The organism is Roseovarius sp. MBR-154, assembly GCF_053628595.1.
Genome location: NZ_JBRJGR010000005.1, coordinates 67478 through 79128 on the forward strand (window position 1 = coordinate 67478; position 11651 = coordinate 79128).

Sequence of the window (11651 nt, forward strand, 5' to 3'; positions counted from 1 at the left end):
GGTTAAGCCCGCCCCATATTGAAGCTGCCCTTTCACCCCACGCGATTTCAGCATCTGCAAGGCGGCCCTCGTGGCCGCCTTTTTGCCTAGCCGCCATGTTTTTCCAGAAACGCCTCGGCTGTGAGCGCGCGGAAATCCCCGAGGTTGTCGCGCAGCTGCGCATGATCCCAGTCCCACCACGCCAGCGCCATCATCCGCTCAGCAAGATCGGGGGGCAGTCGCGCGCGCAGCGGCTTGGCGGGCATGCCTGCCACGATCATGTAAGGGGCCACATCGCGTGTCACCACGGCGCCCGCCGCCACCACCGCGCCATGGGCCACCGTCACCTCCGGTTTCACCTGCGCGTTATGCCCGATCCAGGTGTCATGCCCGATCCGCGCCACCCTCGTGCGGCGCTTGTCGAACCAGGCCACATCGTCCTCGGCATCCTCCCAATAGGAGGACGAGCGATAGAGGAAGTGATGCAGGGACGCCCGATCCAGCGGATGATCCGTGGCCCCCACCCGCACGTAGCTGGCAAGGTTGGCAAATCGCCCGATCTCGGCATTGGCCAGATCGCAGGCCCGGTCGCAATAGGAATAATCTCCCATCGCCACATGCGCGAGACGGCTGCCGCGTCCGACCTCGGTATAGGCACCGAACTCGCAATCGGTTATCTCGCAGTCGGGGTGGATCACCGCCCCGTCGGTGTGCAATCTCGGCATGTCTTTCCCCCCCAAGAGATGAATGCCTGCGGCGCGAGTGTTTTTGCCATAAAGAAACGCAAGACCCTCGGTTTCTTTATGGCTCAAATACTCAAATCCGCAGCCTCAATGCCCACTGTCATCCGACATGATGAGTTTGCGCCGCAGCCAGCCCGATACCGTGTCCATCACCATCACCATGGTCAGGATGAGAATGATGTAATAGCTCACCTCTTCCCAGTCCTTTTGCGTGATCATCGCCTGGGTCAGCAGCAGGCCGATGCCGCCGCCGGTGATCGCGCCGATGATGGTGGCGCTGCGGGTGTTGGATTCGAGGTAATAGAGCAGTTGGCTCAGCAGGATCGGGGTGATCTGCGGGATGACCCCGAAGCGGTAGCGTTGCAGCGGCCTGGCACCGGTGGATTGCACGCCTTCGATCTCGCGCTTGTCGACATTTTCCAGCGCCTCGGAGAAGAGCTTGCCGAAGGTGCCGGTATCGGTCAGCAGGATCGCCAGCGCACCCGTGAGCGGGCCGGGGCCGAAGGCACGGGCGAGGATGATCGTCCAGATCAGCGCATCAACACCTCGCACGAAATCGAAAACCCGCCGCACCATGGCGCGCACCGCCATCAGCGGCGAGAAATTGCGCGCCGCCGCAAAGGCCAGTGGCAGCGCCACGATGGCCGCGCCCATGGTGCCGAGAAAGGCCATCAGGATGGTCTCGAAGATCGCCCACATCACATCCTTGTGCTGCCACATCTTGTTGTTCCAGATGTCGTGGATGATGGCAGCAAGGTTGCTCTTGCCCTCGACGACGCGGTCGCCCGAAACGACCAGCCCCGCCAACTCGCCAAAGCTCTTGCCGTAGAACGGGCTGTCGAGGGTGAACCAGAACAGCTCCCAGCCGAAGGCATAGCGCATCACCTCGGTGCGCGCCTTGGTGAGTGTCACGCGGCCACCCTCGGTGGTGATATCGACGCGCGCGCTGCTTGCGCTGATCCAGTCCGGCACCGTGTCGGTGGGCAGGTCAAGCACCACGCCCTCGCGCCGCGACACCTCGGCCGTGATCAGCCCATAACCCGGCACGTCATAGCGCAGCGTGTTGCCGCCGATCAGCACCTCGTGCCCGTGTTTCAGCGCCACGCGCGTGCGATCCTCACTCTCGACGCTCACCCAATCGGGACTGCGCCCCTCAGGCCATGTGCCCTTGTTCTCACCCTCGACCGCGATGCTCAGATCACCAGTGCGGTTGTCGCGGGTGACACGGGTCTTGTAGCTGTAGCTGTCGGCCACAAGGATACGCGCGTTGTCCATCCGCGCGCGATCCGTCAGCCCCGGAATGTCGAAAGCAAAGAAGATATAGACGAAATAGGCGAGGATCACCGTCGGGATACCAAAGGCCATCCACCGCTTGCGCCGAAAGAACCCGGAGGCGTCAAAGCCTGCATCGCTTGCCATGGTCATGGTCTCACTCTCCCCCGATCAGCTTGTTGCGGTAGCGGCTCGACAGTTGGTCGAAAAAGACGATGGTCCCGAACAGCAGCAGGAAGATCGCCGCCACCTCGTCATAGCGACCCTGGCCCCAGCTGAAGGCGTTCTTGAGGTCATAGCCGATGCCGCCCGAACCGACGAAGCCGAGGATCGCCGAGGCGCGGATGTTGATCTCGAAGCGCAGCAGCGCGTAGCTGAGGTAATTGGGGGCGACCTGCGGGATCACGCCGAGCCACATCCGCTGTCCCCATGTGGCGCCGACCGAATGCAGGCCCTCGACGGGCTTGAGGCTCGCGTTCTCGTTCACCTCGGAAAAGAGCTTGCCCAGCGCGCCGACGGTATGCAGCGCGATGGCGATCATCGCGGGCACCGGCCCCCCGCCAAGGATGAAGATCAGCACCAGCGCAATCACGATTTCGGGCACCGCGCGCAGGATATCCATCACCCGGCGAAACACCCCGATCAGGCGCGGCCATTTCGCAAGGCCCCGTGTCGACAAGAGCGAGATCAGAACCGCAAGCATCGCTCCCAGAAGGGTGGCCGCCGCCGCGATGTTGATCGTCTCAATCAGCGAGGGCAGGAATTTCCACATCAGGCCGGGCAGATTGGCGATCTTCTCGCTTGCCTCGGCCAGTACCTCGCCGGGGAACTGGAATATATTGCCGATCCCGTCCCAGAATCCGCCCGCGTTGCGCCCGTCGGCCACCTGAAAGCCCGAGACCATCAGCGCGATGAACACGATCAGCATCACGCTGCCGTAAAGCCGCTTGCGCCGGGTCATCGCCATATAGGCGGATTGCACGTCGTGCACCCGTGCCGCGCCCGCCCGCCCTGCCGTCAGATCGCTCATGCCCCGTCCCCCGTCAAATGCGGCCGGGCCTGCGCACATGGCAGGCCCGGCCCGAATGTCAGCCCTGACGGCTTACATCTTGGACTTGCGCGCCTCGATGATCGACAGATACGCATCGTGGTTGATCGGCTGGAAGCCGAGCGCTTCACCGGCCATGAAGTTATAGGCGCAATCGGCGTCCATATAGGGCAGCGACGCGGTGAGCGTGGTGATGTCCAGCTTGACGCGCTCGGGCAGCGCCTTGCGCAGAACGATCGGGCCTTCGGGGATCGGCTTCGACTTCCAGATCTCGACGATCTGGTTCATGTCCACGAGGCCCGCATCGGCAGCCTTGCGCAGTGCGCCGGAGTTGTAACCGTCTTCCCACGCACCCATGCCGTCGGCCCAGGTCACGCCCGCGTCGATATCGCCATTGGCGACCGCGACGATGGTCTGCTCGTGACCGCCGGTGAACTTGACCTCACCGAAATACTCGCCCGATGCCATGGTGATCTCGTCGCTATGCGTCGGGATCTCGATCGAGGGGATCAGGTAGCCCGAGGTGGAGTTCGGATCGCCGAAGCCGAAGGTCTTGCCTTCCATGTCGTCGAGCGAGGTGATGCCGCTGTCTTTGCGGGCAAAGCCCACCGAGTAATAGCCGTAGGACTTGTCCATGTTGGTCTTGACCATGACCGGCTCGACGGCGTCGGGATCGGTCAGGTAGGTCTTGGCATAGGCCGAGGCCCCGAGCCACGCCATATCGAGCGTGCCGCCCAGCAGACCCTGGATCACGCCATCATAATCGGCGGGGGTGAACAGCTTGACCGGCACGCCGAGCAGGTCTTCGGCAGCCGCGCGGTAGCACTCGTTCGAGGCCATACGGTCCTGCGCGTTCTCGCCGCCCAGCACGCCGATGCGGAATTCTTCGATCTTGTCCTGCGCCAGCGCGGGGCTGACGAGAGCGGTAGTGGCCACGATGGCAGCAAACAGTTTGGTCATGTGTGTCTCTCTCCGGTTGGATTGTCTTGGGTTGTCGGCCCGCCACCCCCCGGCGGGCCAGGGGGTCGTCAGACCGCGGCCTCGGCTTCGCGCAGCGCGCGCAAGGTGCCCCGGTCCAGCGTTTCGATGGAGGTCGATGTGCTTTCCTCGGAAAAGCTCGCATCGGCCCCGTAAATGTCGCGCGCCACGCCGGTGGTGAGTTGCTCCGGCGTGCCGTCAAACACCACGCGGCCATGCAGCATCCCGATCACCCGGTCGCAATAGCGCCGCGCGGTATCGAGCGTGTGCAGGTTGGCGATCACCGTGCGCCCGTCCTCTTCGTGGATGCGGCGCAGGTCATCCATCACAAGTTGCGCATTCATCGGGTCGAGGCTGGCAATCGGCTCGTCCGCCAGCACGATCTTGGGGTCCTGCATCAGCGCGCGGGCAATGGCCACCCGTTGCTGCTGCCCGCCCGAGAGCGCCTCGGCACGTTTAGGCGCATGATCGGCGATGCCCAGCCGGTCGAGAATCTCGATGGCGCGGTGAATGTCCGCATCGGGATAGAGGTTGAACATCGTCGCCAGCACCGAGCGGCGGTTGAGCGTGCCATGCAGCACGTTCGACACCACATCCATCCGCGGCACGAGGTTGAATTGTTGAAAGATCATCGCGCATTGCGACTGCCAGGCGCGCTTTTCCTTGCCCCGGAGCGCGGTCACGTCGCGCCCTTCGAACATGATCTGGCCCGAGGACGCATCGGTCAGCCGGTTGATCATCCGCAGCAAGGTGGATTTGCCCGCCCCGGACCGCCCGATGATCCCGATCATCGCCGGTTTCGCGACGGTAAATGTCACCTTGTCCACTGCGGTGTTGCGGCCAAATGTCTTGGTCAGCGCGTCGATGCTCAGCACGAATGATGCCCCCTTGGTTTGCGCCCCACCTACGCCGCGAACTCAAAGAGTTTGCGACGGTTTGGTAAAAGTTTCTTGACGCTCACTTGACGCGGCGTGGCATTCGCAACCCTTGCGGCAGTGCGGCAGCGGGCGTAAACCTTGGTCATGATCGCACGACGCCGCCCCCGCCTCACCCGTGACGACTGGCTGCTGACCGGCCTCACAGCCTTGTGCGAGGGTGGGCCCGGCACCCTTGGCGCGGAGCCTCTGGCGCGCCGCGTCGGGGCGACAAAGGGCTCGTTCTACTGGCATTTCAATGACGTGCCGGGCTTTCAGGCCGCGCTTCTGGCGCTCTGGCAGACCGAGGCAGAGGCGGCCCTGCTCGACGCGCAAGGCGCCACTGCCACTGCCCGCCTGCGCGCCACCGCCCAGACCATCGCCGACAGCGCGACGAGCGACAGCCCCGCGCTGCGCTCCGAGCCCGCGATTCGTGCGTGGGCGCAGGGCAATGCATTGGCGGCCCGCGTGGTGGCGGGCGTGGATGATATCCGCCTTGCCCGGCTGCACGATCTTCTGGCGGCCTGCGGCATCGGCAACCCTGAAATGGCGCGCATCCTCTATGCCTCGGCCACCGGCATGCAGGGCCTGCAGAGCTTGCAGGAGAGTGCCTGCGAGACGGCGGCCACCGCCATCGGCTCGCTGGTCGATCTGATCCTCGCGCTCAGGTAAGGTGGATGCGCTCCGCACTCCTGCTCATCGCCATGTCCATCCTTGGCTATTGCAAGGACGAGACGATCTCGGGCCATGGCGGGGGCGGGGCCACATGGGTGCTGCACAGCATCGACGGCACGCCATTTACTGCCCGCGTGACGCTAAGCTTTCCTCAGGAAGGCAGCCTTGCGGGAGAGGCCCCCTGCAACCGCTATTCCGGCGCGCAGACCTTGCCCTATCCCTGGTTCCGCGCCGAAGCGCTCGGCACCACCAAGCGCACCTGCCCCGATCTAGAGGCTGAAACCCGTTACCTGCGCACCCTCGCAGCGATGACGCTGGTCGAAGTCGCGGGCGATACGCTGCTCCTGACCAACGAGGCGGGCCGCGAGATGGTGTTTCGGGCGGCAGAGTAGGCAGCGCGCGATGAAGGGACTGAAGCGGAAATCGGCGGTTTCAGGGATGATCCGCGCATGGGTGGCAGAGGCGCACGCCATCTCCAGGCCAACCCTGCTTTACAGCCCGTCCGAGTACACATAGCGTCTGACCTGAAACATTCACAGGAACCCATCCATGCAACTCATTGCCTCTCCGCTTTCTCCGTTCGTGCGCAAGGTGCGCGTCGTGCTGCTCGAGACCGGGCTTTCTGACCGCGTCGAGGTCGTAAACCTGGCCACCACCCCGCTGGAGACCGATCCGCGCGCCATATCGGCCAATCCGCTGGGCAAGATCCCGGCCTTGATCCGCGAGAGAGAATCCACGCTCTATGACAGCCGGGTGATCACCCGCTATCTCGATGACATGGCGAGGGCCGGGCTTTACCCGCAGGCGCGGCTCTGGGAGGTGCTGACGCTGGAGGCCACCGCCGAGGGGATCATGGATGCCGCCGTGCTGATGACCTATGAGGCGCGCTTTCGCCCCGAGGATATGCAATATGCCCCTTGGGTCGAGGCGCAATGGGCCAAGGTCGCCAGGGCGCTCGACGCGGTCGAGGCGCGCTGGATGAGCCACCTGGCCGGACCGCTCGACATGAGCCACATCGCCATGGGTTGCGCACTGGGCTATCTCGATTTCCGCCACGCGGCGCGCGGATGGCGCACCGGGCGACCGGCACTGGAGGCCTGGTATGCCGGGTTTTGCGGTCGCGAGAGCATGGCGCTGACCGCGCCGGAGGTCGCGTAACCCATTGCTTGCGAGGTAACAAGCGCGACAGATGCGCGCTCTGACTGCTTCTTCCGGCAATGGAGGCTGGACGGGTGGAGAAACCCCCGCTAAATAGCCGGGCAGAGCGGTCGCGGGAATCCTGTGGCCCGAACACCGTATGAGGCCGTAAGCGGCTCTGATATAATGGAGTAAACCTCGTGTCCCACGCAGAAGATCACGAAGGCACCCGGAGGGATTTCCTCTACTACGCCACCGCCGGAGCGGGTGCCGTCACCGCAGGGGCGGCCGTCTGGCCGCTGGTCAACCAGATGAACCCGTCAGCGGATGTGCAGGCCCTGTCCTCAATCCGCGTCGATGTGGGCGGGGTCGAGCCCGGCACGCAGATCAGCGTCAAGTATTTGGGCAAGCCGGTCTTCATCCGTCGCCGTACGGAAAAGGAAATCGAGGCGGCCCGTCAGGTTGAATTGAGCGAACTGCCCGACAAGATCGCGCGCAATCCCAACATTCCCGGCGACGCACCTGCCATTGATGAGAACCGCACACTTGATGAGGCGGGAGAATGGCTGGTCGAGATCGGCGTCTGCACCCATCTGGGCTGCGTACCGATTGGCGACGGCGCCGGGGATTTCGGAGGCTGGTTCTGCCCCTGCCACGGCTCGCACTATGATAGCGCTGGTCGGATCCGCAAAGGCCCCGCGCCCGAGAATTTGCACATTCCTGTCGCCGAGTTCACGGACGACACGACAATCAAATTGGGATAAGGAAACGCGCACATGTCCGGTATTCCACATGATCATTACGAGCCCAAGTCGGGTGGCGAAAAGTGGCTTCACACACGCCTGCCCATCGTCGGGCTGCTTTATGACACCATCATGATTCCCACCCCCAAGAACCTCAGCTGGATGTGGATCTGGGGAATTGTCCTGACCTTCTGCCTCGTGTTGCAGATCGTCACCGGCATCATCCTCGCGATGCATTACACACCGCATGTCGACATGGCCTTCGCCTCGGTCGAGCATATCATGCGCAACGTGAATGGCGGGCATTTCATCCGCTACCTTCACATGAATGGCGCGTCATTGTTCTTTGTCGCGGTCTACCTGCACATCTTCCGCGGTCTCTACTACGGATCGTACAAGGCCCCGCGCGAGGTCACGTGGATCATCGGCATGCTGATCTACCTGATGATGATGGGGACAGCCTTCATGGGCTACGTTCTGCCCTGGGGGCAGATGTCGTTCTGGGGGGCCACGGTGATCACCGGCCTCTTTGGTGCCATTCCCTTTGTCGGCGAAGCGATCCAGACTTGGCTTCTGGGCGGACCGGCGGTGGACAATGCCACGCTCAACCGCTTCTTCTCGTTGCATTACCTGTTGCCCTTCGTGATCGCGGCGCTGGTGGCGGTGCATATCTGGGCCTTCCACACCACAGGCAACAACAACCCCACAGGCGTTGAAGTGCGCCGTACCTCCAAGGCGGATGCCGAAAAGGACACGCTGCCGTTCTGGCCCTATTTCGTGATCAAGGATCTGTTCGCGCTCGCCGTGATCATGGTCGTGTTTTTCGCGATCGTCGGCTTCATGCCCAACTATCTCGGCCACCCCGACAACTATATCGAGGCCGATGCGCTGGTGACGCCCGCACATATCGTGCCGGAATGGTACTTCCTGCCGTTCTACGCGATCCTGCGCGCCTTTACCTCCGACGTGTGGGTGGTGATGTTCGCAAGCTGGATTACCGGCGGGATCATCGACGCCAAGTTCTTCGGCGTGCTGGCAATGTTCGGCGCAATTGCGGTGATGGCGCTGGCGCCATGGCTCGATACCTCATCGGTACGCTCAGGCCGCTATCGGCCGATGTTCAAATGGTGGTTCTGGCTGCTCTGCATCGACTTCGTGGTCCTGATGTGGGCCGGGGCGATGCCAGCAGAGCCGCCCTATTCCACCATCTCGCTGATCGGGTCGGCCTACTGGTTCGCCTACTTCCTGGTGATCCTGCCGCTGCTTGGCGTGATCGAGAAACCCGAGGCGCAGCCTGCCACCATCGAAGAGGATTTCGATGCGCATTATGGCAAGGCCGAAACGCCCGCCGAATAAGAAAGGACGGATGACAATGTTCAAGAAAACAGGCATTGCGGCCCTCGTGGCGCTGTCCCTTTCGGCCGGTGGCGCGTTGGCTGCCGGGGGAGAGGCGCATATCGAGGATGTCGACTTTTCCTTCGAGGGGCCGTTCGGCAAGTTCGACCAGAACCAGCTTCAGCGTGGCCTCAAGGTCTATACGCAGGTCTGTTCGGCCTGCCACGGTCTGCAATACGTGCCGCTGCGCACGCTCGCAGATGAGGGCGGGCCGCACCTGCCCGCTGATCAGATGCGCGCCTATGCCGAGCAGTTCGAGGTCTATGACGAGGAACTCGACGATTTCCGGCCCGCGAAACCGACCGATCATTTCCCGATGTCGCAACTGGAAAACGCACCCGACCTGTCGCTGATGGCGAAAAAGCGCGCCGGGTTCCACGGACCATACGGTACCGGGCTCAGCCAGCTTTTCAACGGCATGGGCGGGGCGGAATACATCTACTCGTTGATGGTCGGTTATGAGGATCCGCCGGAATGTGCGCCGGAGGATTTCGAGGGCAGCTATAACGTCGCCTTTACCGCCGGCGGCTATCCCGAGGAATGCAAGGACGAGCACGGTCACCCGACCGTGCCCGGCAGCTGGATCGCGATGGCGCAGCCGCTCTGGGGCGACGATGTCGAATATGATGACGGCACCGAGGCAACGCTGGAACAGCAATCCAAGGATGTCGCCGCTTTCCTGATGTGGACGGCGGAGCCAAAGATGATGGCGCGCAAGCATGCGGGCCTGTCTGGGGTGATCTTCCTGACCGTGCTGTCGGTGCTGCTCTATCTCACCAACAAGCGGATCTGGGCCCCCATCAAGGGCAAGAAGAAGAGCTGACCGGGCCGCCGTCCAAAGTGAAATCCAAAGCCCCGCAGGCTTGGTCTGCGGGGCTTTGGCATGACGCGGGGGGCCGCAGAGGACCCGCCGTGGTCAAATAGCGCAGGGTAGTGAGCAACGCAGCATTTGCAAACCTTCGCCAATCCTCTATGCAGTTCGCCAACGATACCAAAAAAGCAGGCACATGCCCGATCATTCCAATCCCGTCCTGCCACAGCCCGATACACGGGCCGGCAGGGAATGGGCGCAGCTCCTCGCAAAGTACCGTGAGCCGAGTTCCCCCCGTGCCGCCTTCGAGCTGGCCGTCACGCTTGTTCCGTTCCTCGTGCTCTGGGGACTGGCCTGGTGGGCGCTGTCGGTCAGTTATGCGCTGAGCCTTGTGCTGGCGGTCTGCGTGGCTCCGTTCCTGTTGCGCCTGTTCGCGATCCAGCATGATTGCGGTCATGGAGCCTTTTTCAAGAGCCGGACGCTCAACGACTGGCTCGGGCGCGCGCTGGGCGTGGTGACGCTGACGCCCTATGATGTCTGGCGACATTCGCATTCGATCCATCACAGTTCCTCGGGCAACCTGGGGCGGCGTGGAATCGGCGATATCCACACCCTGACGGTGGCGGAATATGCGGACCTCACGCCGTTCCAGCGTCTGAAGTACCGGCTCTACCGCAACCCGGTGGTGTTGTTCGGGCTGGGGCCGGGCTACATCTTCCTGCTGGAGAACCGGCTACCGCTCGGCTTCATGGGCCGCGCGCGGTATTGGGTCAGCGCCATGGCCACCAATGCCGTGCTGTTGACGGTGCTCGCGCTTGTCGGCTGGTTCGGCGGGCTGATGCCGATCCTGCTGATCTTCCTGCCCTCGACCGTACTGGCGGCGACGGCGGGAGTTTGGCTGTTTTACGTGCAGCACCAGTTCGAGAGCACCCACTGGGAGGCCGAGGAAAACTGGCAATTGCACGATGCCGCCCTGGAGGGCAGTTCGCATTATGTGCTGCCCGGCTGGCTGCAATGGCTGAGTGCCAATATCGGCATTCACCACGTCCATCACGTCAACAGCCGGATCCCGTTTTACCGCCTGCCCGAGGTGCTGCGCGATCACGCTCATCTCGCGCAGATCAACCGGATGACGATCCGCGAGAGCCTCGCCAATGCCCGGCTACACCTATGGGACGAAAAGGCACGCCGGTTGTTGTCTTTTGCCGAGGCACGGGCCAATATCGACGCCGCTTGAATTCGCCCGCCCGGCGCTTAGGTGCCTGTGAGGAGGACAGTCATGCGTATCAATGCCGATTTCTCGAAACGGGTCGTGATCCGTCCTGAGGATTACACGTGGGTGCCATCGCCTGCGGGCGGGGTGGAGCGCATGATGCTCGACCGGATTGGCGAAGAGCTGGCGCGTGCCACGACCATCGTGCGGTTTGCGCCCGATTCCTGGTTCGATGCACATAGCCATGGCGGTGGTGAGGAATACCTGGTGCTTGACGGGGTGTTCTCGGACGAGTCGGGGGACTATCCGGCGGGCACCTATGTGCGCAATCCCATCGGTACGCGGCACAAGCCGCATACGCGCGAGGGCTGCACCATCCTGGTAAAGCTGCATCAGTTCGACCCTTCGGATACCGATCAGTTCCATATCGACACGAATGAGGCCGAGTTTCGGCCCGGTCATGTCGAGGGTTTGCGCGTGCTGCCGCTGCATTCGGCTGTGAACGAGAACGTGGCGCTTGTGCGTTGGGCTCCCGGCACCCGGTTCGACAGGCATCGCCATTGGGGCGGCGAAGAGATTTTCGTGCTGGAGGGGACGTTTCAGGACGAGCACGGCGACTATCCGGCAGGCACTTGGTTGCGCAGCCCGCACCTTTCGGAACATGCGCCCTTCTCAGATGAGGGCTGTCTGATTTACGCGAAGACCGGGCATTTGCTGGATCAGGTCGCCGCCTGAGGTTTGAG

Annotated in this window: 13 protein-coding genes; 8 read left to right on the forward strand and 5 right to left on the reverse strand. The window is 62.9% G+C overall.

Going from position 1 to position 11651, the window contains the following annotated elements; translation table 11 throughout:
- Window positions 1-86: 86 nt before the first annotated feature.
- From ACSSV4_RS08410 to phnC, 5 genes are all read right to left on the reverse strand, one after another.
- Window positions 87-704: a chloramphenicol acetyltransferase gene (locus ACSSV4_RS08410; protein WP_454274660.1), complete on the reverse strand. Its 618-nt coding sequence runs from the start codon at window positions 702-704 to the stop codon at window positions 87-89.
- A gap of 105 nt (window positions 705-809) precedes the next feature.
- Window positions 810-2147 carry a phosphonate ABC transporter, permease protein PhnE gene (gene phnE / locus ACSSV4_RS08415; RefSeq protein WP_454274662.1) on the reverse strand — a complete coding sequence of 446 codons (1338 nt, stop codon included), beginning with the start codon at window positions 2145-2147 and terminating at the stop codon, window positions 810-812.
- A 4-nt stretch (window positions 2148-2151) separates the two neighbouring features.
- Window positions 2152-3024 carry a phosphonate ABC transporter, permease protein PhnE gene (phnE, locus tag ACSSV4_RS08420; RefSeq protein WP_454274664.1) on the reverse strand — a complete coding sequence of 291 codons (873 nt, stop codon included), beginning with the start codon at window positions 3022-3024 and terminating at the stop codon, window positions 2152-2154.
- 72 nt (window positions 3025-3096) lie between these two features.
- Window positions 3097-4002: a phosphonate ABC transporter substrate-binding protein gene (phnD, locus tag ACSSV4_RS08425; RefSeq protein WP_454274666.1), complete on the reverse strand. Its 906-nt coding sequence runs from the start codon at window positions 4000-4002 to the stop codon at window positions 3097-3099.
- 68 nt (window positions 4003-4070) lie between these two features.
- The gene (gene phnC / locus ACSSV4_RS08430; RefSeq protein WP_454274668.1) at window positions 4071-4895 is read right to left on the reverse strand and encodes a phosphonate ABC transporter ATP-binding protein; all 825 of its coding nucleotides are present in this window, start codon (window positions 4893-4895) and stop codon (window positions 4071-4073) included.
- Window positions 4896-5042: 147 nt separating this feature from the next.
- On the opposite strand from phnC, the gene ACSSV4_RS08435 reads away from it, so the two are divergent.
- The 8 genes from ACSSV4_RS08435 to ACSSV4_RS08470 all read left to right on the forward strand — a co-directional run bounded on the left by ACSSV4_RS08435 (window position 5043) and on the right by ACSSV4_RS08470 (window position 11643).
- A complete protein-coding gene (locus ACSSV4_RS08435) occupies window positions 5043-5606 on the forward strand; it encodes a TetR/AcrR family transcriptional regulator (RefSeq protein ID WP_454274669.1) in 564 nt (187 codons plus the stop codon).
- A 5-nt stretch (window positions 5607-5611) separates the two neighbouring features.
- Window positions 5612-6001, forward strand: coding sequence for an META domain-containing protein (locus ACSSV4_RS08440; protein ID WP_454274671.1), 390 nt, complete (start codon window positions 5612-5614; stop codon window positions 5999-6001).
- 157 nt (window positions 6002-6158) lie between these two features.
- Window positions 6159-6767 (forward strand): glutathione S-transferase, encoded by a 609-nt coding sequence (locus ACSSV4_RS08445; RefSeq protein WP_454274672.1) that lies wholly within the window; start codon window positions 6159-6161, stop codon window positions 6765-6767.
- 179 nt (window positions 6768-6946) lie between these two features.
- On the forward strand, window positions 6947-7510 hold the full coding sequence (gene petA, locus ACSSV4_RS08450) for a ubiquinol-cytochrome c reductase iron-sulfur subunit (protein ID WP_454274674.1): 564 nt from the start codon (window positions 6947-6949) through the stop codon (window positions 7508-7510).
- Window positions 7511-7522: 12 nt separating this feature from the next.
- Window positions 7523-8845, forward strand: a complete 1323-nt coding sequence (gene petB / locus ACSSV4_RS08455; RefSeq protein WP_454274676.1) for a cytochrome b — start codon at window positions 7523-7525, stop codon at window positions 8843-8845.
- A 10-nt stretch (window positions 8846-8855) separates the two neighbouring features.
- On the forward strand, window positions 8856-9707 hold the full coding sequence (locus tag ACSSV4_RS08460; RefSeq protein WP_454274678.1) for a cytochrome c1: 852 nt from the start codon (window positions 8856-8858) through the stop codon (window positions 9705-9707).
- A gap of 184 nt (window positions 9708-9891) precedes the next feature.
- Entirely contained in the window at window positions 9892-10932 is a 1041-nt protein-coding gene (locus tag ACSSV4_RS08465) for a fatty acid desaturase (protein ID WP_454274680.1), read from the forward strand.
- Between the two features lie 42 nt (window positions 10933-10974).
- A complete protein-coding gene (locus tag ACSSV4_RS08470) occupies window positions 10975-11643 on the forward strand; it encodes a cupin domain-containing protein (RefSeq protein WP_454274682.1) in 669 nt (222 codons plus the stop codon).
- The last annotated feature ends 8 nt before the right edge of the window (window positions 11644-11651 follow it).